11 protein-coding genes are annotated in these 22,107 nt (G+C 71.0%); 5 read left to right on the forward strand and 6 right to left on the reverse strand.

Features of this window, described 5'->3' with window-relative positions:
* The first annotated feature begins 174 nt into the window (after positions 1-174).
* A complete protein-coding gene (locus Pla175_RS22840; protein ID WP_145291121.1) occupies positions 175-1,608 on the forward strand; it encodes a sulfatase family protein in 1,434 nt (477 codons plus the stop codon).
* Between the two features lie 126 nt (positions 1,609-1,734).
* Complete coding sequence (locus Pla175_RS22845; RefSeq protein WP_145291123.1) at positions 1,735-2,502, forward strand: hypothetical protein; 768 nt, start codon at positions 1,735-1,737, stop codon at positions 2,500-2,502.
* Positions 2,503-2,664: 162 nt separating this feature from the next.
* Here Pla175_RS22845 and Pla175_RS26865 read toward each other — a convergent pair whose 3' ends face one another.
* From Pla175_RS26865 to typA, 3 genes are all read right to left on the reverse strand, one after another.
* On the reverse strand, positions 2,665-3,984 hold the full coding sequence (locus Pla175_RS26865; protein ID WP_145291125.1) for an SHD1 domain-containing protein: 1,320 nt from the start codon (positions 3,982-3,984) through the stop codon (positions 2,665-2,667).
* 219 nt (positions 3,985-4,203) lie between these two features.
* On the reverse strand, positions 4,204-4,992 hold the full coding sequence (locus Pla175_RS22855; protein ID WP_145291127.1) for a hypothetical protein: 789 nt from the start codon (positions 4,990-4,992) through the stop codon (positions 4,204-4,206).
* 283 nt (positions 4,993-5,275) lie between these two features.
* On the reverse strand, positions 5,276-7,153 hold the full coding sequence (gene typA, locus Pla175_RS22860) for a translational GTPase TypA (protein ID WP_145291129.1): 1,878 nt from the start codon (positions 7,151-7,153) through the stop codon (positions 5,276-5,278).
* Positions 7,154-7,614: 461 nt separating this feature from the next.
* On the opposite strand from typA, the gene Pla175_RS22865 reads away from it, so the two are divergent.
* The 3 genes from Pla175_RS22865 (at position 7,615) to Pla175_RS22875 (ending at position 12,660) form a co-directional block, all read left to right on the forward strand.
* Positions 7,615-9,411: a hybrid sensor histidine kinase/response regulator gene (locus Pla175_RS22865; RefSeq protein ID WP_231954029.1), complete on the forward strand. Its 1,797-nt coding sequence runs from the start codon at positions 7,615-7,617 to the stop codon at positions 9,409-9,411.
* A 12-nt stretch (positions 9,412-9,423) separates the two neighbouring features.
* Entirely contained in the window at positions 9,424-10,584 is a 1,161-nt protein-coding gene (locus Pla175_RS22870; protein ID WP_145291131.1) for a metallophosphoesterase, read from the forward strand.
* Positions 10,585-10,725: 141 nt separating this feature from the next.
* Positions 10,726-12,660 (forward strand): sigma-70 family RNA polymerase sigma factor, encoded by a 1,935-nt coding sequence (locus Pla175_RS22875; protein WP_145291133.1) that lies wholly within the window; start codon positions 10,726-10,728, stop codon positions 12,658-12,660.
* Positions 12,661-12,715: 55 nt separating this feature from the next.
* Here Pla175_RS22875 and Pla175_RS22880 read toward each other — a convergent pair whose 3' ends face one another.
* Genes Pla175_RS22880 through Pla175_RS22890 form a run of 3 tightly spaced genes read right to left on the reverse strand, consistent with a single transcriptional unit; the run spans position 12,716 to position 22,082 of the window.
* Positions 12,716-14,713 carry a 3-oxoacyl-[acyl-carrier-protein] synthase III C-terminal domain-containing protein gene (locus tag Pla175_RS22880; RefSeq protein WP_145291135.1) on the reverse strand — a complete coding sequence of 666 codons (1,998 nt, stop codon included), beginning with the start codon at positions 14,711-14,713 and terminating at the stop codon, positions 12,716-12,718.
* Positions 14,714-14,760: 47 nt separating this feature from the next.
* A complete protein-coding gene (locus Pla175_RS22885) occupies positions 14,761-18,216 on the reverse strand; it encodes a non-ribosomal peptide synthetase (RefSeq protein WP_145291138.1) in 3,456 nt (1,151 codons plus the stop codon).
* Positions 18,213-22,082, reverse strand: coding sequence for a type I polyketide synthase (locus Pla175_RS22890; protein ID WP_145291139.1), 3,870 nt, complete (start codon positions 22,080-22,082; stop codon positions 18,213-18,215). Before Pla175_RS22890 ends, Pla175_RS22885 begins: the two co-directional genes overlap by 4 nt.
* Positions 22,083-22,107 lie beyond the last annotated feature (25 nt).

Raw genomic sequence — 22,107 nt, forward strand, 5'->3', positions numbered from 1 at the left:
TAAAACCTAAACAAGAATGCGCATTTGCATGGTGGTGCGCCCAGAGATCTGGGTTACTTTGCACCCTGCGGGTCGCCACGGGCCGCATCGGCAGCAGTAACGCAACGCCTGTCGCAAACGCGCCGTCCGTGCTATCCGTGGTCAAACTCCTCGCGACCCCAACCCAGGGACCTCATGCGCACCGCACTCTTCCTAGCAGCACTCCTGCTCGCGCCCCCGGCATTGGCTGGGCCGCCGACGATCGTTGTCTTCTTCTCGGACGACCACAGCCGGCTCGACTCGTCGGTGTACGGCGCCCGCGACTTGCGGACCCCCAACATGCAGCGGCTGGCCGACGACGGGCTGACGTTCAATCGGGCGTTTGTGGCGTCGCCGGCCTGCGCCCCGAGCCGGGCCGCCTTGCTCACCGGCCTGATGCCGGCGCGCAACGGCGCCGAGGAGAACCATTCCTACTGCCGCGACGACATCCAGACGCTGCCGGCGTACCTGCACGAGTTGGGGTATGAGGTCGCCGCGTTCGGCAAGGTGTGCCACGGCGCCGACGTTGAGCGCCGCGGATTTAATCACACCGACAAGAGCCACGCCGCGGCGCGTGTGGCCAAGTACCTCGACCAGCGGACGTCGGAGAAGCCCCTCTGCCTGCTGGTCGGGACCCACTCGCCCCACGTCCCTTGGCCGGAAGGTTCGGGCTACCGGCCCGGCGAGGTGAACATTCCGCAGACGCACGTCGACACGCCGGCCACGCGGATGATGCGCTGCCGGTACTACGAGGACGTGACCCGGGCGGATACCGAGCTGGGAGAGCTGCGCACGCTGGTGGACGAAAGGTTCGGCGAGAACGTGCTGTTTGCCTACACCAGCGACCACGGCGCCCAGTGGCCGTTTGGCAAGTGGAACCTATACGACGAGGGGACCCGCGTGCCGCTGATCGTCGCCTGGCCCGGCGTCGTAGCGCCGGGCACACGCACCGACGCGATGGTGAGCTGGATCGACCTGCTGCCGACGCTGGCGGAAGTAGCCGGCGGCACGCCCCCGGCCGAGGGGAACCCGGTGGGCATCGACGGCCGGTCGTTCGGCGCCGTGCTGCGGGGCGAGGCCGATCACCTGCGCGACCGCGTCTTCACCACCCACAGCGGCGACGGGCGGATGAACGTCTACCCCATCCGCAGCGTCCGCACCGACCGCTGGAAGCTGATCGAGAACCTCCACCCCGAGTTCGCCTACACCACGCACATCGACCTGGCGCAAGGCAAGGACGGCCTGCTCTACTGGCGCCCCTGGGTCGAGCGTGCCAAGACCGACCCCCACGCGGCCGACGCGGTGCGTCGGTACCACCAGCGGCCGCGCTGGGAGTTCTACGACCTGGATGCCGATCCGCTGGAGGAGCACAACCTAGCGGACCGCCCCGAGCACGCCGAGCGCATCGGGGGGCTCAAGTCGGAGCTGAAAGCGTGGATGACGGCCCAGGGGGACCGGGAGACGGTGTTCCGCGAGCCCCGGCTGCTAGCAAACCCGGCCGACTGGGCGCCGGCGCCGCTCGAGGCGCCCCCCGCTGGCGCCCAGAACAGGCCAGCAGCGGCTCGGAAGCGCCAGACCGCTGGCCGTTAGTTTTGCGCTCCCTGGAGGGCAGGGCGCAACAAGCTGCCGGATCGCCGTAGACGCCGCGCGAGGCTGGCCGCTACCCTCCGCGCGATGACCGGCCCGCGGCGAGCACCGATTGATCTCCCCCCGGCCATGCGTGTGGCCCTGCGCGGCGACGCGCGCGACGCGTCGTTCGGCCCGGCCCTGCTGTGCGTGGCCCAGAGCCGTGAGGCGGGCCGCATCCAGTTCGTCGACGACCCCGGCGCGGCCGAGCTTTGCCTCTGGTTCCGCGACCGCCCAGAACGCCACGCCGGCGATGGGCCACGAGAGTCGGCCGGGGCGGCAGAGACGGTCGCGGTGTTGGGCAGTTGGTGCGAGGGCGAGACACGCACCGGCCGGCCGACCGAGGGGGTCGAGCGGGTCTACTGGTACGACTTTCCTGCCTGGTGGCGTGCACGCGAGCCCCACGCGGCCGGCACGATCCCGCTGGCCGCCAGACCGACCGCCGCGGTCCCCGCAGCGGGGCACGTTGAGGTGGCCGCCCCCGACCGGGCGTCGGCCGCCGCGGTAATCGACACTTTAGAAGACGCCGGCCGGGCCGCCGTGTGGCGCAGGCCGCACCAGGCGGCGGTGCTTGCTACCCGCCCCACGGCCGGGGTGTGGGTGGGCGGGCAGCTCGACGGCCGCGAGGCCGCCCTGCTGTGTGACTTCGCGTCCCGGTTCCGCGCGCGGGGCCTGCCGCTGGCGGTGCTGCTGGACTTCCCGCGTCTCGACTCGTGGCGTGCCGCCCACGACATGGGCGCCACCAGCACGCTCGGCAAGCCGTGGCAAGCCGAGGCGCTGTTGTTGGCCCTCGCGCCCACGGCCGTGCCGGCCAGGGCCGACAACGCCGCTATTGCGCCCAGACGCATCGCCGCCTAGGGGCATCGCCACCTGGTGCAGTGCCGCACTAGAAGGCGTAGCAACCTAATCCAAACGGGTGGCGGGGGCTTCCGCTGCGCGGTGCGTCCCCGCCACCCGTTGGTGGCTCCCCTGGTGCATTCCCGGTGCATTCCCGCCGCCCGGGTTTGCGCGTGGCCTGCCCTACCGCGACGCGGTACGGGTTAGCTGCTGCTGGGTGCGGGCCGAGGCCTGCCGGTTCACGAACTCAAGGTCGCTCGCGCACAGGCGGGTCATGGGCACCGTGGCGGTGCGGCCGTTGGCCTTGGCCAGACGGACGAACCCGTCGCCGACCGCCAGCAGGCGGCCTTCGCAGCTATAGACGCCCGAGTTGTCGCTCCACTGCCGCATCTCGGGGCTCTCGAACCCGCCCGGCTGCTCCAGGATGCTGAAGAAGTCGTCGAGGCCCGAATCGGTCCCTTCGTCGCCGGCCGGCTCGTCGGCGGGGCCGAACAGGTCTTCCTCGGCGGCGGGCTCGTCCTTCGGAGCGGGCTCATCGGCCGGGGCGCCGAACAGATCATCTCCCATCGGCGCCTCTTCGACGGCCGGTTCTTCGGCGGGAGCGCCAAACAGGTCTTCTCCCATCGGCGCGTCTTCCGTGGCAGGCTCGTCGGCCGGGGCGCCGAACAAGTCGTCTCCCATCGGCGGCTCTTCCGTGGCCGGCTCTTCAGCCGGGGCGCCGAACAGATCGTCACCCATCGGCGCCTCTACGGCGGCCGGCTCTTCGGCGGGAGCGCCAAACAGGTCGTCTTCCATCGGCGCGTCTTCAACGGCCGGCTCCTGCATCGGCGCGGGCTCTTCGGCCGGGGCGCCGAACAGGTCGTCTTCTACCGCCGGCGGCTCGGTTTCCATCGGCGCCGGCGGCTCCTCGGCGGGGGCGCCAAACAGGTCGGCGCCGGTGTCGGGCGCGGCGGGCTCTTCGGCGGGGGCGCCGAACAAGTCGTCGGCCGGCGCGGCGGGCTCAACAGGCGCCGGCGCAGGGGCCGGAGCGGGAGCGGGGTCTGGAGCGGGCGCCGGGGCGGGTTCGGGGAACAGCGGCTCGGGCGCCGGCAGGGGCGCGGGGTCGTCGCTGGGGGATTCGTCCATCGGCTCGTCGACGGGCGACGGCGCCGGCGGGAGGCTGGGCGCGGGCTCGAGCGCTTCTTCGGAGGACGGCTTGGCCGCCCGGGTCGGCTCGGCCGGCGTCGGCGCCATCGGGGCCGCGTCCATCGAGTGCGACTCGGTCACCGTGGCGCCGCAACCGCAGTCGCTGAACGATTCGCTCACCACCACGGCGCCGCAGGGCGCCGGCTCGCAGCAAACCGGTTCACAGCAGGAGGTCTCGTAGACCACCGTCTCGCAGCACACCGGCGCCGGGCAGCAGACCGGTTGGGGGCGTCCACAGAACTGGCCCGCCATGGCGGAATTGATACACAGGCTGAAAGACAGCGCGACGGCAAGCGCTTTGCTAAATACGCGTGGCATGCGGGGGCTCCAATGAGAAACGGTTGGACGACCGCCGGCGCGATTTGCGGCCGGGGGGATTCGGACGGGCGGCGAGACTTCTCGACAAGCGGGCAAGTCCCGAGGCTTTATGCTACTTGCCCCCCTCCGGCGGAGCAACGATCGCCGCCGCAGAATCGCCCCCGTGGGGCGGCCGCATACCCGTCACAACCCCCCGGCCTCGCGGCCCCCCGTAGGGGCTCACAGCCCCCAGGGGGAGAGCTCCAGCCCGTACTTCGACCCCAGCGAGGCGGCCGCGGCGTCGTTCTTCAGCCGCACGTACTCGGCCTCCTTGCGGTGGTGCTCTTCGGCCCGGCTCCAGTCTTCGCGGCGGTAGAGGGCGGGGTCCTCGGGCGTGATGCCCGAAACCAGGGTGACCGCCCGCTCGTACAGGGCGACCCCGTGGTGGAACCATACGGCGACCCGCCGAGCGGTTTCCACGGCCTGGGGGTCGACCTCCTCGGAGTCGAGGGCCTCGATCGAACGCCGGCCGTAGTGGCACGCGCGGCGACGCAGCTCGAGCATCCGCGCGGCGTACTGGCCGCCGATCGCCGGCTCGACGCCGTTGTGGACCGCGGAGACCTCTTGGATGACCTCATGGACCCGGGCCCAGTACTCGGCGGTGCGTTGACGGCGCACCTCGAACATGGGCTCCGCGGCGATGTCCATCGTCTCGGCGGCGCCGCCGCGGACCGCCTTGGCGAGCGAGTCGGCTTCTTCGCGGAGCTGGTCGATCTCGTCGCGCAACGACGCCTGCTTCTCTTCCAGCGGCGCTTGAGCATCGAGCACGTGTTGGGGAGTCGCGGGACGCCAGTCTTCGGGGATGTGCTCCAGCAGGCGGCCCTCGTCCAGCGCCGTGTAGGCGGCGTCCTGCAGGTCCATCCCTACGTACTGGCTGCCGATAACGATCCCCGCGGTCGCCGCCGCGATGCAACCCACGAACTGCAACGACGACACGCCGGGGCGCCCGGCGCGATTGAATGTAAACATGCTTCGAGTCCCCATCGGCTGGCTGTTTCGGGCGACGCCCGCGGTGCGCGGCGCTTCGCCCAAGAAAAGCCTAGTTCACGGTTGCCGGAAAACCGCAACCGAAGCCAATGAGAAACCGCGGACAATCGCGCCGGTGGTAACGGATGGGAGGGCACGCCCCGGCGCCCGCCAACAAACGCACGACCGCCCATAGAGCCGGGAGCGTCAGCGCCCGGAGGGACGAGTCGCGGATACCGTCGCATTGCGCCGCCCCAGCCCAACCCGACCCAACCCAAGCCGCCCCCTACACGGCGGCGGCAGACGCCTCGCGGCGGGCGACGCGTTTGCGGTCGGTCTCCTTGAGCATGATCTTCCGCAGGCGGATGGGGCCCGGGGTGACCTCTAGCAGCTCGTCGTCGCCGATGTACTCCAGGCTGGCCTCGAGCGACATCCGCCGCACGGGGCGGACCTGGGAGTTATCGTCCTTGCCCGACGCGCGCATGTTGGTGAGCTTCTTGCCGCGGACGACGTTCACGATTAGGTCGGAACTCTTGCAGTGCTCGCCCACGACCTGCCCCTCGTACACCTCGTCCCCCGGCTCGACAAAGAACGTGCCGCGGTCGTCCAGCCCGTCCAGGGCGTAGGCGGTGACCATGCCCGGCTCGTTGGCGATCAGCACGCCGTTGGAGCGTTGCGGCAGCGCCCCGCGGATCGGCTCGTAGCCCAGCACGGTGTGGTGGACGATGGCGTTGCCCATGGTGGCGGTGAGCATCCGGCTCCGCAGCCCGATGAGCGCCCGGGCCGGGATGGAGAACTCCAGGTGCACAAAGCCGCTGGTCCCCGACTTGTGCCCCATCTTCAGCAGTTGGGCCCGGCGGTCCCCCACCAGCGCCATCACCGCGTTCTGGTGCTCCTCGGGGACGTCCACCACCAGCAGCTCGATCGGCTCGAGCCGCTTGCCGTCTTCGTCTTCGTGGAACACCACCTGCGGCTTGCCGACGCACAGCTCGAACCCCTCGCGGCGGAGGTTCTCGATCAGGATGCCCAGGTGCATCAGGCCGCGGCCCGAGACGCGGAACTGCTCCATCGTTTCGCCCGGCTCTACCTTGAGGGCGACGTTCGAACGCAGCTCCTTCTGCAGCCGGTCGCCGATCTGCCGGCTGGTGAGGAACTTCCCTTCGCGTCCGACCAGCGGGCCGTCGTTCACGCGGAAGGTCATGTGCAGCGTCGGCTCGTCGATGTGGATCGGCGGGAGCGCCACGGGGGCTTCTAGGTCGGCCAGCGTGTCGCCGATGTTCACGGGGTCGAGCCCCACCACGGCGCACAGGTCGCCCGCCTCGACGTGGTCCGCCGGGACGCGGTCGAGCCCCTCGAAGGTGAACAACTGTGAGATCTGTTGGTCGCGTCCGACGCCGTGGCGGTCGATCACCCGCACCCGCTGGCGGTTCTTGAGCGTGCCGGCAAAGACGCGCCCGATGGCGATCCGGCCCACGTACTCGGAGAAGTCGATCGTGGTCACCAGCATCTGCACCGGCGCGGCGGGGTCCACCTCCGGCGCGGGGACGTGCTCGATGATCGTTTCTAGGATGGGGCGGATGTTGGTCCCGCGGTCCCCCACGGTGTGCGACGCCCAGCCCTGCTTGGCGGAGGCGAACACCACCGGGAAGTCGAGCGTCTTGTCGTCGGCGCCCAGGTCGATCAGCAGGTCGAACACCTCGGTCAGCACCTCGTCCGGCCGGGCGTCGGGGCGGTCGACCTTGTTCACCACCACGATCGGACGCAGCCCGAGCGCCAGCGCCTTTTGAAGCACAAACCGCGTCTGCGGCATCGGCCCCTCGTAGGCGTCTACCAGCAGCAGGCAGCCGTCGGCCATCATCAGCACGCGTTCGACCTCGCCGCCGAAGTCGGCGTGGCCCGGGGTGTCGATCAGGTTCACCCGGTACTCCAGGCCCCCCGTCTCGAACCGCACCGCGCAGTTCTTGCTGAAGATGGTGATGCCGCGTTCCCGCTCCAGGTCGTTCGAGTCGAACACCAGGCCGTGCTGCCCGCCGGCCAGCTTATCGAGCTGCTCGGTGCGGTACTTGCCGATCTGGTAGAGGATGCAGTCGACCATGGTGGTCTTGCCGTGGTCGACGTGCGCAATGATCGCGACGTTGCGGGTCTGGAGCGATTCCGCGGGCATAGGAGGGGACGCGTCCTGGGGCAGACGCGGGTTCGAGGCTACGGCGAAGGGGGGCGGACGGGGCGGGCGATAAGGCGGAAAAACCGCCGGGGCGGGCCCCGTTAGTGTATCGCCCCGGCTGCTTGCGGTCACTCCCATCTGGCGGCCGCCCCGCCCGGCGTACGGGGGCTTCCGGACGCCCCGATCGTGCCTACTCCACCGCCTGAAGGGGCCGCCAAAGCGCCCGAAACAGGGCGCCCGCAAGGTCGCACAAGAGTTGGACGATGTGCCGATCCGAAGATAAATACGGGCTTTGGCAACACTTGGCTGTTGTTGTGGCGCGCAAGCAAACCTATACTTCGTAGAGATTGGGCACGCTGAATGCTGGCTAGCGCCGGCGCGTCGCCCCCTTAGGTGCGGAAGCACGGGATGGCCCCCAGAAATCCTTCACGGGGCCGCTCCCGGACGGAGCGTTGAACGCGTTGTCCGAGCCAACAGCCACGCAAGAAGCAGAACCGGCAGCGTCTCCCCCCGCCGCCCCCCCTCCCCCCTCTGGGCGCAAGGTCCTCTGCCTCAGCGGTCCCAACGACGGCGACGCCGACCTCGTGCGACGCCTGGGCGAAGGGGTCGAGGTAGTCACCGTCTCCTCCCCCGTACGCGCCCTGGCCTGCCTGGCGCGCGGCGAGTTCACCGGCATCTACGCAGACGCCGCCCACTTCGCCCAGGCCGCCGACGCCGGGCGGCTGGTCCAGAACGAACAAATCCTGCAGGCCATGCCGGACGGCGTCGTGCTGCTCTCCGCGGACAACACCGTGCTGTGGGGCAACGGGCGCCTGAAGCAGTGGAGCAACGTCGATCAGGTCATCGGCCGCAACTTCTATCAGATCTTGGACAACCCAGAGATCCTCGGCCCCGAGTTCTGTCCGTTCAGCACCGCGCTTGCCAACCGCCAGGCCAGCGCCTCGACGCTTCGCTGCGAAGACGGCCGGCACTTCCGCGTTCACGCCGCGCCGGTGTTTGAGGGAGACCAGCCCCCGCAGCACCTGGTGGTGACCATCCGCGACGTCACCCAAGAGGTGCAGCAGCAGCAGAAGCTGGCCGCGATCCACCAGGCCGGCATCGAGCTGGCCGACCTCACCACCGACGAGGTCGCCGCGCTAACCGTCGACGAGCGGATCGAGCTGCTCAAGAGCAACATCCTCCACTTTACCAAAGACGTGCTGCACTACGACGTGATCGAAGTGCGGATGCTCGAACAAAGCACCGGCGAGCTGATGCCGCTGCTGGCCGTGGGGATCAAGCCCGAGGCCGAACGACGCAAGCTGTACGCCGAGGCGGAGGGGAACGGCGTCACTGGCTTCGTGGCCGCCACGGGCCAGAGCTACATCTGCGGAGACACCAGCGGCGACCCCATCTACATCGAGGGCGCCCAGGACGCACGCAGCTCGCTCACCGTGCCGCTGCTGCTGCACGACCAGGTGTTCGGCACCTTCAACGTCGAGAGCCCCGACCCCGGCGCCTTCGGCGAGGGGGACCTGCAGTTCCTCGAGCTGTTCTGCCGCGACCTGGCGGTCGCCATCAACACGCTCGACCTGCTCGCCGCGGAGAAGGCGACCACCGCCGCGGCCAGCGTCGAGGCCATCCACAGCGCCGTGGCGGTGCCGGTAGACGAGATCCTGAACGACGCGGTCGGCGTGATGGAACGCTACATCGGCCACGAGCCAGACGTGGTTGAGCGGCTGCACCGCGTGCTGCGCAACGCCCGCGACATCAAGCAGGTGATCCAGAAGATCGGCCAGACTATGGCGCCGGTAGAGGCCCGCCCGCAGTGCGTGCGGATCGAGCCCCGCCCCGCGCTGGTCGGAAAGCACATCTTGGTGGTCGACGCGGACGACACGGTCCGCGGCGCCGCCCACTCGCTGCTCGAGCGGTACCACTGCAACGTAGAGACCGCCCACGACGGCAAAGAGGCCATCGCGATGTTCCGCAGCTTCAGCCAGCCGGGCGCCCAGGGGGGGCAGTACGACGCGGTCATCGCAGACATCCGCATGCCGGACATGAACGGCTACGAGCTCATGCTAGAGCTGCAGAAGTTCACCCCGCACGTGCCGCTGATCCTGATGACCGGCTTCGGCTACGACCCGGGGCACTCGATCGTCAAGGCGCGCCAGGCCGGGCTCAAAGAAGTCCTCTACAAGCCGTTCCGCCTCGATCAGTTGCTGGAAACCGTCGAACGGCAGATCGACGAGAGCCAAGCCGAGCCGGGCCAGAACGCTTAAGCGGCTCCCGTTATGCCGGACTCGCTCGTGGCGATCGCTCTCCCCGTTGCGCTGCTGGTCGCGCTCGCCGGGCACGCAACCCTGTGCGGCGCCTTCATCAACCGGCTGCACGGCTGGGGCTGGCGGCGGCACGCGGTCGACGCGTTGACCTTCGCCGCGTTCCTGTACTTTCTCGCGTTCCCTGCTTGGCTGGCCTACGCGTGGCTAGACGGCTCGCTGCGCGCGCAGGCCTCTGGCGCCGGCCCCTTGGCGTTGTACGGCTGGGCCTGCATCGCCGTGGCGGTCGTGGCGCTGGCGACCCGCCTCGCCTGGCGGCTCGACCCGCAGCGCAGCGTACCCGCCGGCCGCACGACCGAAACGCTCGACCTCCGAGCCCAGCTCGGCCCCGGCGTGGTCCGCGCCGGCGTGCCGCGGACGCTCGCCTCGCTGCCCGGCAACGGGCTGCTGCAAGTCGCTGTCGAGAAAAACACCCTCCCCTGCCCCAGGCTGCCGGAACCGCTCGATGGCTTGAAGATCGCCATGCTCTCCGACCTGCACATGTCGGGCCGCCTGGGTGTGGAGTACTTCCGGGCCGTCGTCGACCGCGTCAACGCCTGGTCGCCCGACCTGGTAGCGCTGTGCGGCGACCTGGTCGAACGCCCCCAGTGCATGCCGTGGATCGATAGCACGATCGCCCGGCTCGAAGCCACGCACGGCGTCTACGGCATCCTGGGCAACCACGACGAGAAGGTAGACGTAGCGGAACTTCGCCAGCGGCTCGCCACGGCCGGCGTCAGGGACGTGAGCAGCCAAACCCAGACGCTAATGATCGACGGCGCCGGGCTGCTGATCGCCGGCAACGAGGCCCCGTGGTTCGCCGGCCCCGGCGATGTCCCCGCGATCGATCCCGAAACGTTCCGCCTGGCCCTGCTTCACACCCCCGACCAGTGGCCCTGGGCCATCGCAGAACAGTTCGACCTGGCGCTTGCCGGCCACACCCACGGCGGGCAGGTCTGCCTCCCCTGGATGGGCGCCATCGCGTGCCCCAGCCGCCACGGCACGCGCTACGCCTCCGGTCTGTTCCGGCGTGGGCCGACGACACTGTACGTGGGACGCGGCACGGGCTCGCTGGCGCCGCTGCGGTACTTCTGCCCGCCGGAAGTGACGCTGCTGACGCTCACCTGCAGCGGCTGAGTGATCTGGACGCGGCGCGCGCGGCGACCGCTGCGGGCCTTGCTCAGTTTTTTCTGCGCTTTTCGCGGTTCAGATCGGCCCGGGGTTGCTCTAACTTGGTGAGCCCCAACTTGGTGAGCCCCAGCACCACGCCGAACCGCCATGCGTTCTGTCGCCCAACCCGCCCGAACGCGAGCCTCCGCCGGCGCCTCGACCGCCAACGCCTCAACCGCCGGCGGGTGGACCGACCTGGCGACCGACGGCGAGCTGCTGGGCGTTTACTGCCGCACCGGCGACCAGCTAGCATTCAGCCGCTTGGTGGACCGGCACGGCACGATGGTGGCCGCCGTCTGCCGGCGGGTGCTGCGCAATGAGCACGACGCAGACGACGCCCTCCAAGCCACGTTCCTGCTGTTGGCGCGCCACGGCCGCAGCGTGCGCGGGGGCGAGTCGTTGGCGGGCTGGCTCTACAGGGTCGCCTTCCGCACCGCCATCGCCGCCCGCAAGCGGCGCCTGCGGCGACGCGAAGAACCGCTGCCGGCAGTCGAGGCGCTCCCCGCGGAAGAGGCCTTCCCCGACCTCACCGGGCGGCACGCGGTGGGTGTGCTGATGCAGGAGTTGGCCCTGCTGCCAGAGCAGTACCGCACGCCGCTGGTGATGCGGCACCTGGAGGGGCAGTCGCGCCGCGCGATCGCCGAGCGGACCGACGCCACCATCGCCGCGGTGCAGGGCCGGCTGGCCCGCGGCGCCAAGCTGCTGCGTCAGAAGATGCTCAGGCGCGGCGTCTCGTTCGCCGCGGCGGTCACAACCCTCGCGGCCGCCAGCGGGCGGGCCGCTGCGTCCCCCGACGCCCTACGTCTAACCCTCAAGTACGCCGTCGGCGACCCGGGCGCCGTGTCGCCGACGGCCGCTTCTCTCTACCACGAAGGAGTACGAACGATGCTAATCGCCACGCTCGCCAAGCCGCTGGCCGTCGCCGCGGCCGCCTCGCTGCTCGCCCTCGCGGCGGTCGCGCCGGCCGCCTGGGGAGACGGTCCCGCAGGACAGACCGAGGGGCTGAGCTTGTCGACCGCGGTCGAACTGGGGGGCGACGACCCGAGCGGCGCCGATGTGGTGCTCGCCGGCAACGACGGCGCTGTTGCGGCAGAAGGCGAATCGCTCGGCCTGGCCGCCGATGACCGGTTGACGGTGCAAGTCACCGCCAAGCAAGGGCCGCAATGGCGTGCAGACGACGCGAACTCCAAGCAGCGCCTCAGCGAGCACGAAGGGAACCTGATCGAGGCGATCGAGCGGGTCGACGAATCGATGGCGGAGCTGGAGGAGAGCCTCGGCTTCACCAGCGGGCGGCTGGCGGACAAGCGGAAGCAACTCCTCAGCGCGCTCGAGTCGGTGCGGGTGATGCAGATCGACGCCCTGGCGTCCGACGCGTACGTGGGAGCGATCCTTGCTTCGACCGGCCCCAAGCCGAGCGGGCCTAGCAGAGGCAAACCGGTGCAAGCGCCGATTGCGGCGCTTCAGCCTGCCAGCCCGACGCCGGCGCGACACGCATACCAACGCCCCCCCGCCATCGAACACGACCTATGGCCCCAGGCGACTAGCACGAGCTGGGCAGGCTCGCCCCAAAACCAGCCAAGCAGGCCGGCCTACTTCCCGCACGCGCCTCAGCAGCTCGGTCCGCTGGGCGACCCCAACGGCGGCTACACCGAGCGCAACAAGGCGTACGGCTACTCGGTGCAGCAGCTACAGGAACGGCTTAACCTGGTGCTGGACCCGTCGCCAATGCTGAAAGTCGACGGCGACCTAGGCCCGGCCAGCACGGCCGCGGTGAAACGATTCCAGCAGCAGGCGGGCCTCCCCTCGACCGGCGTTGCCGATCAAGCGACCCGCACTGCCCTCGGCCTGTTCGGCGGGCCAGCGCCAGCCAACTGGGGGTTCAACGCACCGGTGAACCAACAGGCGCCTCAGTACTCGGCGCCGGGCGGGTTTCAGCAGGGCGCCGCGCCGCCGGGAGCGTACGCTCCTGCAGACCTTGTCCCCACGCCCGCGTCGGCGACCTGGCAAGAGCAAGCATTCCCAGCGCCATCGCCATCGCGCTAACCTTCGGATCCCAACCGCAGATAAACCGCCCTGGCCGAAGCGCCTGAGCGCCCGCTCAGAACTGATAAATCGCACACCCCACCTGCACCCCCGCCCCCACGGCGATCATCAGCCCCAGGTCGCCCGGGGCCGCCCTGCCGGAGTCGACCGCGGTGCGGTACGACTGCGGGACGCTTGAGGTCGCCAGGTTCACCGTGGCGTCGCAGCAGACCGTCCGGTCGAGCGGAAAGCCCAGCTCCTTGGCGACGCGCGCCGGGAATCCGGCGTCGACCTGCGGCGGCAACAGCACGCCGATGTCGTCGAGCGCTAGCTGCTGCGACTCCAGCAGCCGCCCCACCGCGACGCCGATCGCCCGCACGTACGCGTCGTGCAGCTTCTCGCCCCGGCGGCCGATGATGTGGGGCCGCTCGCCGACGCCCCAGCTCACCTGCACCCCTTCTTCGTCGATGGCGGAGAGGTCGTCGTAGAACTCGAACGCCAAGAAGCCGTCGCCCGCCTCGCTCTCGGCGAGCAGCGCGGCCGAGGCCATCTCTTCGAGCCCCAGCACGGTGTCGGCGCCCAGGATGCGGCCGTTCTCTACCTCCGAGGCCAGCACCATCGCGGCGGTCAGCTTGCCGGCGGTCGCCAGCTCGCCGGCCAGGAAGCACGCCTTGAGGAAACCGACGGGGCCGTTCATCACGTCGAAGGCCAGCGTCTTCTTGGCGTGGCCGGCGGGGCGGTCGTCGTTCATCCGCAGCCGGCCCGCCACCAGCGCGGCGATGGCGGGCTCCATCACAAAGTCGGTGCGGTAGGTCGAGGTTGAGAGCAGCAGCTCAACGTCGTCCAGGCCCACCGGGCCGGCGGCCAGGCACTGCTCGGCCGCGGCGGCGAGCATGCCCACGGTGTCGATCTCCTCGGGCGACCCCGGGCGGTGCACCGCCACCGAAGCAAGCCTGAGCGTGGCGCCGATGGTGCCGGCGGGCTTGTGCTCCTCGGCGGTTGAACGCGTCTGCCCGGCAGCGCTGTGCAGCCGGTCGGGGAGGTCGTCCAGCGTATAGAGCGCGGTGCCGGTGGTTTGGCCGGAGCCCGAGATGCAGAACACCACCCGGTTGCGCGAGCCGACTTGTTTCCGCTCGGTGGCGTCGAACATCGCCAGGAAGTGGCTGTTGCTGGAGGTGTTGCCGCGCTCGGGCAGGTTGTTCACGCAGCGGGCCCACAGGTCGTGCCCGTAGAGCCGGTCGATCTCTTTCATCCCCTCCTGCATCGTGAGCTGCGAGGTCTGGTGCGGCACGACGCAGTCGATCGAGTCGAGCGTCCAGCCGTGGCGGTCCAGCACCAGCTTGGCGTGTCGGGCCGCGTGGGGCACGACCGCCTCGGTCACCTTGATGGCGTCGGTGAGCATCACGGGCCGGCCGGCGGCCTCGCTGGAGGGCTTCGCCACGCAGTGCGGGGCGTACTTGCCCAGGGTGTAGAGGTCGAGCGCGTGCAGGCCGACCTCCGGCGAGGGAGACCGGCCCAGCGCCACCGCCACCCCCGCGTCGCCGAGCGTGAGCGAGGCGATCTGCGGGTCCATGAAGTCGGTGATCTCTTGCTGGGCGGAGTCGATCAGGTAGCTGATGTACTCGCCGCTCACCACCAGCGCGTGGCGGGCCGCGCCGGTGCGGATCATCGCGTCTGCCAGGTACACCCCGGTCCACATGCCGGCGCAGGCGTTCGAGACGTCGATCGCCAGCGCGCGGCCGAGCCCCAGCCGCTGCTTCAGCTTGATGCTGGTGGCGGGCTCGTACGAGATGGTCTTCTCGCTGTCGCAGCGCGAGATGTTGGTGCAGACCACCAGGTCGACCTGTTCGGGCGCCAACGCGCCGCGGGTCAGGCAGTCGCGCGCCGCGGCCTCGGCCAGGTCGATGGAGTAGAGCCCGTCGCCGGCCAGGCGCCGCTCGCGGATGCCGGTGAGCCGCTCCAGGGGCAGCCGCACCGAGTTCACGCAACCCGCCACGATGTCGCGCGTAGCGACGCGTCGCTCCGGGAGGGCGACGCCGATGCTCTCGAAGATGCTCTGCGTAACGACGGACATAGCGGGCGCTGGGGCGGGACGGATCGGGGATTGGGCCGGCGGACCAGCTACACGTCGCTGGTGCGGGCGGCCGGCGTCTGGGCGACAGCATACCCCGAAAGGTCCGTCTTGGTCCCCCCGGCCCGGGCTTCGGGCGGGGCCTCTGCGTGGGGCGTGCGGCCCGGCGCCAGCCGCTGGGCGAGCTGTGCGATGGTGGGAAACTCGAACAACAACGCGGGGGAAAGCCCCGCTTGGGGCAGCGTGAGCCCCTTTTCTTCCGCCAGCGCGACGATCCGCAGGCTCTTGAGCGACGCGCCCCCCAGCTCGAAGAAGTCGTCGTGGACCCCCACCTTCTCGAGCCCCAGCACCTCGGCCCACGCCTCGGCCAGCACCCGTTCGGTGGGGCAGCGCGGCGCCACGTAGTCGGGCCGCTTGGCTGCGGCCGTCCGCAGCCGCAGCGGCAGCCGGTCGACGCACACCTTGCCGGTCGACCCGGTCGGCAGCTCGTCGAGCCATTCCACTTGGCGTGGGACCATGTAGCCGGGGAGACGGGCCCGCAACGCCGTGAGTGTACCTGACTCGTCCGTCGCGGCGCCTTCGGCCGTCACGCAGTAGGCCACCAGCACCGGGTCGCCCGCGTCGTCTGTCGCCACGCGCATCGCGGCCCGGCGGATGGCGGGTAGCGCTTCGAGCGCCCGCTCGACCTCGCCCAGCTCTACCCGGTAGCCGTGCAGCTTCACCTGGCGGTCGAGGCGGCCGAGGAACTCGATCTGACCGAGGTGGTTCCAGCGGGCCAGGTCGCCGGTGCGGTACGCGCGGGCGGACGGGTCGATGGGGTCGGCGACGAACCGGCGATCGGTGAGCGACTTGTCTCCCAGGTAGCCCGCGGCGAGCGCCGGCCCCGCGATCCACAGCTCGCCCGCCACGCCGATGGGCGCCAGCCTGCCGTGCGCGTCGACGACGTAGGCGCTGCGCCCCGGCAGGGGCCGCCCGATGGGCGCCCGGCCGCGCGCGGGGTCGAACTCGGCCAGGTCGCTCGTGGTGGCGGTCACCACGATCTCGGTCGGACCGTAGGCGTTCAGCACCCGCACGCCGCGGCCGGTCCACTTGGCGGCCAGCGCCGCCGGGAAGGCGTCGCCCCCCACGATCACCAGCCGCAGCGAGGCAGGCAGCGGCGTGGGCGCCGCGTCGCTGCACTCGCGGAAGTACGCCGGGGGGACGTTGGCCACGCTCACGCCGCGCTCATCCAACCGGCGCCAAAACTCCGCGGCCGACCACAGCTCGGGGCCGCGCATCTCCAGCGCAGCGCCCTTGGTGAGCGCGGTCCATACCTGCTCCAACGACGGGTCGAACGTGGCGCCGCTGAACTGCAGCACCACGTCGCTCTCGGCCGTGCCGAACTGGGCGGCCGCGCTTGCGACGTGCTGCGCAAAGGCGCCGTGCGACACACGCACCCCCTTGGGCCGGCCCGTCGAGCCGGAGGTGTAGATCACGTAGGCGTCGTCCCCGTCCGAATCACCCCGGGGGGCGCCGTCGCGGGCGACGCTGCACGCGTGGTCCATGGCGAACCACATCGGGTCCCCCGAGACGCCAAGCCGCCCCGCGACCTCGGCGTGGGTCAGCACGAGCGCCGCGTCGCAGTCGTCCAGGATGGTAAGCAGGCGGTCGAGGGGGCCCCCCTCGTCCAGCGGCACGTAGGTCGCCCCCAGCTTCCACAGCGCAAGCTGCGCGATCACCGTGTCCGGCCCACGCCGCAAGCAGCAACCGACGCACCGGCCGCGTAGCCCCGCACGCTGCAACCGGCGGGCGAGGCGCCCCGCCCGGGCGTTCAGCTCGGCGTAAGTCAGCGACTGGTCGTCGCAGCGGATCGCGGTCTTGCGGGGGGTGCGTCGCGCGGCCCGCTCAAAGGCCTCGATAACCGGCGCGGCGTCTGAGTCGACCGGGGCGCCCCGCGACCAATCCAGCAGTTGCTCTTGCTCCGGCGTCGACAGCAAGGAAATCGCCGCCATCGGCGCGGCCGAACGCTCCAGCAGCAATCCGAGCAGCGTCTCGAAGTGCGCCGCGAATTGCGCGGCGCTAGCGTCGTCCATGAGCTGAGGGTCGTACTTCAGCAGCCCGCGGTAGCCGTCGCTCTGTTCGTACAGCTCCATCACCAGGTCGAACTGCCCCTCCTGCTGATCGAGCGGGAAGGCGCGCACCCGCAGCCCCCCCCAGTCGATCGGCGCCGAGTCTTCGTTGAGCGCGTCGGCCACCTGGCTGAAGCGGTGGGGCTTCTGCAGGCCGAAGGCGACACGGCACAAGGGGAGCGCCCCCGGCTCGCGCGGCGGGTTGAGCCGTTCGACCATCAACGCGAACGGGAAGTCTTGCGAGCGGAGCGCCTCGAGCGTCCGCTCCCGCGTCTGGCGGAGCAGGTCGTCGAACGACCAGTCTTCTTTCAGCTCCGCGCGGATCGGCAGCGTGTTCACAAAGTAGCCCAGCACCTGGGCAAACTGGCTCTTGGTGCGGCCCGACGTGGTGGCGCCCACGACAAAGTCTTTCTGCCCCGACTGCCGGTGCAGGGCCGCTTGGAACGCCGCCAGCAGCGTCATGAACGGCGTGGCGCCGTGCGCCTTGGCGACGCCGCGCACCCGGTCCGCTACTTCTCCTGCGACGTGGAAGTGGAGCGTGGCGCCGCGGCCGGTACGCGCGGCCGGGCGGGGGCGGTCCCACCGAGGCTCGCCGGGGGTGGCGCCTTCGAGCCGGGCCCGCCAGGCGTCCCACTGCCGCTTCCCTTCGTCCGAATCGGGCAACGCGTGCTGCCACTCGGCGAACTGCGCGAAGGTGGCCTGCGGCGTCGGCAGCGCCAGCGTCTGGCCCGCGGCCAGCGCCGCGTACAGCTCGCCGAGCTCCTCGTGCAAGATCCACAAGCTCCACGCGTCGAACACGATGTGGTGCATCGCCAGCAGCAGCACGTGGCGGTCCGGCGCAATGCTCAGAAGCCGCAGCCGCGCGAGCGGGCCTTGCCGCAGGTCGAACGGCTCGGCATAGGCTTCTCGCACGCGCGCCTCGAGCGCCGGGCCGTCGGCGTCTGGGCAGCAGTGACGCGAGGCGTCGATGACCGGATCGGCGTGCACCACGCAGCGCAGGCCGTCTCGCTCCGACGCAAACGTGGTGCGGAGCGCCTCGTGCCTGGCGACCAGCATCCGCCAGGCGGCGTGCAGGGCGTCGAAGTCCACCTCCGACTCAACCCACGCCGCGGACGCCACGTTGTACGCGGGGCTGTCGGGCGCCCCTTGGTGCACCATCCACAACGCCTGCTGCCCGTAGGAAGCGGGGTGGGTTTTCTCGATGGGCTGCGACGCCGCGTCCTCGCTGAGCAGCGCCACCAGCGCCGGCTTGTGCCGCTTGAGCTCGCGCATCACCGCGGGGCCGGCCGCCCCCTCGGGCGCCCGGAAGCGGAGCAGCTCTCCCTCGACCCACAGCCGCCAGCCCTGGGCGGTGAGGTCGTCGTACAGCGTTTGGGCCGCGGATGCAGGGTTGTTCATAGCGCGCCCTCCACCCACGAGGCCTCTACGGCGGGCTCGTCGGGGGTGAGCCGTTCGCCTAGCCACGCCGCCAGGTCGCGGAGGGAAAGCTCTTGCAGGAACAGCTCCATCGGCGCCTCGAGCCCCAGGGCGCTCTGCAGGTCGTCCCGTAGCTCGTACGCCATCAGCGAGTCGAGCCCCAGCGAGTCGAGCGCCGCGGTTGGGCTCAGCGACGCCTCGGGCTCGTCCAGCACGCCGGCCAGCCTGCCGCGGAGGAAGCGGGTCAGCCGCTCCACCCGCTCGTCGCCGGAGACTTGCAGCATCTCGAACAGCACGTCGCTTCGCGGGTCGACGCGGCGCTGGGCGTCGCGCGGCGGGGGCGCCAGCGGACGCAGCCGCAGCCCTTCGACCTCGGCAAGCAACGATCCCGCGGGGTCCAGTATCTGCACCGTCGCGCTCGCCTCGTGCTCCGACAACCGCAGCTTGGCGCGTGCCCGGCAAGGCGACCGCAGGTCGCCGCACGGCGTGAACCGATCGACCCCTACCGGGACCCAGGCGGTGTCCGTCCCGCCCGGGAAGGCCGCCGCGAGCGCTTGCAGCGCGGCGTCGACCAGCGGCGTCCAGCACTCATGCTCTTCGGCGCCGGTGACGCAGAGCGACGCTTCGGCGAACCCCTCGGCGCCGCGCAGCGACTTTACCCCTTGGAAGGCGGGGCCGTAGTCGAGCCCCGCGGCGCGGCAGCCGGCGTAGTGTTGCGAGACATCCGCGTCGGCCAGCGTGCGGAAACCCTCCAGCGGCGCCGGACGCGACTGCCGCTGGGTGAGCGAAGCCGCGGCGCACGCCTGCCACTCCCCAGTCGCGCCGCGAGAGTAGAACGACAGCCGCCACTGGTCGCCGGCCCGCGACGCGTGCGTCTGCACCCGGCACGACTCGCCGGACGCCCAGGCCACCCGGGCGTCGATCGATAGCTGACTCACGTCCCAGTCCGCCTCGGGCGCAAGCTGCACGCCCGCGGCGATGGCAAGCTCCAAGTACGCGGCGGCCGGCAGGGTCGGCCGGCCGGCGACGCGGTGGTCTTCTAGCCAAGGGAGCGTCGCCAGGTCGACCTCAAACACCGACGCCTGGGCCGGAGTGTCGAGCCGCTCGCCCAGCAGGGGGTGGACCGCGGCCGATGCAGCGGGGCGTTTGCTTGCCGGCGACGGGCTGAACCAGTGGCGGCGCCGCTGGAACGGGTAGCCCGGCAGCCGCGACACGATCGGCACGCGGGGCGCGACCAGGCGGCGGTTCACGTCGTACCCGGCGGTCCACAACTCGATCGCTGCACGCTCGGCGCCCGCTGCTTCGTCCCCCGGCTTCATGCCGCTGGCCAGCAGCGGCCGCGTGGGGCAGAGCGGCGTGAGCGCAGCGGCGGGCGAGACCTCGATCGCCTGCGACGCGCCGGTCGCCATCAGCGCGCGGTGGAAACGGACCGGCTCACGCAGTTGCCGCGCCCAGTAGTCCGCCGGGAGCGGCCCTTCGAGCGCCGCGCCGGTGAGCGTTGAGAAGAAGCCGATGTCCGAGCCCCGCGTCGGCGCCCCGGCGCCGGCCTGGGCGACCGCGGCCAGCGCGGGCTCGACCAGCGCGCTGTGGAACGCGTGGGTGGTTTCGAGGCGGACGCTGCGGGTCCGTCCGAGCCGCTGCTTGAGCGCTTCGATTTCGGCCAGCGACCCCGACACGACGGTCTGCCGAGGCCCGTTCAGCGAGGCGACCGCCAGCGTGCCGTCGACGAGCGACTCAACGTGCTCAACGGGCGCCATCACGGCGAGCATGGCGCCGCGCTGGGCCGGGTCGATCGCGTCGAGCGCCCGGGCGCGGACGCACACCAAGGGGAGCGCGGCTTCAAGGTCGATGCGATCGGCCGCCACCGCCGCGGCGAACTCGCCCAGGCTGTGCCCCAGCACCCATGCCGGCGGGCCGACCCACGAGCGCCACAGCGCCGCCAGCGACGCCTGCCAAGCCACCAGCAGCGGCTGGCAGTCGACCCCCAACAGCCAACGCTCGGGCTCGTCCCAAGCGATCGTGCGTAGCGATCGCGGCCAATGCGGCGCCAGGATTGCTTCACAGCGGTCCCAGGTCTCGGCGAAGACGCCGAAGCGTTCGTAGAGCTCCTTGCCCATCCGGGGCCGCACCGCCCCCTGCCCGCCAAACAGCAGCCCGATGGGCGCCCGTGGCGTCCCGGCCGCGTCCCCCACCAGCAGCCGCTTCTCCGCCGTGGCCTCCCCCACCGCGAAGGCGCCAAGCCGCTCGACCAGTTGTTCGCTCGTGTCGGCATGGATCGCTAGGCGGCAGTCAAACGCTTCGCGCCGCGCCGCGACGGCGGCGGTCTCCGCTACCGGCGTCGCGGGCGTGATCGCCCCGGCCCAGCGGCGGGCCTGCTCCGCAAGCGCCGCCGGCGTGCGAGCCGACAGCGTCACCCAAGAAAAGGTGTCAGGAACCTTTTCTAATAAGGTTCCTGGCGCCTTATTCGGCGCCGACTCAAGCACCGCGTGGGCGTTCGCGCCCCCGAAACCGAAGCTGCTGACCCCCGCGCGGCGGACGCGGCCCTCTTCTTCCGGCCAGGCGCGTAGCTCGCCGGAGACCTCCAACGGCAGCGACCAGTCGATGTGCGGGCTCGGTGCGGCGAAGTTCAGCGTCGGCGGCTGCTGGCCGTGGTGCAGCGCTAGGCAGGCCTTGATCAGCCCCGCTACGCCGGCGGCACCTTCTAGGTGGCCGATGTTCGTCTTTACGCTGCCGACCGCGAGCGGCCTGTGGCGCTCGCCGAACACCGCGCCTAGCGCGCCCATCTCGGTCGGGTCGCCAAGTTCCGTGCCGGTGCCGTGCGCCTCGATGTAGTCGATATCGGCCGGCTTCAGGCCCGACGCCGCGAGCGCCTGCCGGATCACGGCTTGTTGTGACGGGCCGCTGGGCGCGGTGAGCCCGTTGCTGCGGCCGTCTTGGCCTACCGCCGTGCCGCGCAGCACCGCCCACACTCGGTCGCCGTCGGCGAGCGCCGCGGAGAGCCGCTTGAGCACCACCACGCCGCAGCCCTCACCACGCACGAAGCCGTCGGCGCCCGCGGCGAATGCGCGGATCTCGCCGCGGGGCGAGAGCATGCCGGCTTGGCTGAGGTTGATGCTCAGCTCGGGAGAGAGCATCAGGTTCACGCCGCCGGCGATCGCGAGGTCGCTCTCGCCGCTCCGCACGCTCTGGGCCGCGTAGTGGATCGCGGTGAGCGACGAAGAGCAAGCGGTGTCGATGGCGACCGACGGCCCCACCAGCCCGAGCCAGTAGCTGAGCCGCCCGACCGCCGTGCTGTGGGCGTTGCCGGTGCCGAGGTAGGCGTCGATCTGGCTGGCGTCGCGCTGCGTGAGCAGGTGGAGGTAGTCGTTGCTGCAGATGCCCAGGAACACGCCGGTGCGGCTGCCGCGGAGCCGGCTCGTTTCTAGCCCGGCGTCTTCCAACGCGGTCCAGGCGGTCTCGAAGAACACGCGGTGCTGCGGGTCGAGCGAGGCCGCCTCGCGGCTCGAGAGCCCGAAGAAGCCGGCGTCGAACTGATCGACCCCGTCCAGGAACCCGCCGCGGCTGCTCGCGATCTTGCCGGGCTGCTTGGCCGCGGTCGCGGCCAGCTCGGCGTGCCCCCAGCGGTCGGCCGGCACGTCGCTAAGCCCGCTGCGCCCCTCGGACAGCAGCCGCCAGTACGCGTCGAGGTCTGCGGCGCCGGGGAACCGGCAGCCGATGCCGACGACCGCCAGCGGCTCGTGCTGGGCGTCGCGCGCCTGGCGCAGCCGGCTGCGGGCGTCCTTGAGCGCAGCCGCAATGCCGGCGAGCGTCTCGGGCGAAAGCTCAGTGGTGGACAATTGATCCGACATACGATCCTTATGACTTTTTGCGGCC

The organism is Pirellulimonas nuda, assembly GCF_007750855.1.
GTDB classification, from domain to species: domain Bacteria; phylum Planctomycetota; class Planctomycetia; order Pirellulales; family Lacipirellulaceae; genus Pirellulimonas; species Pirellulimonas nuda.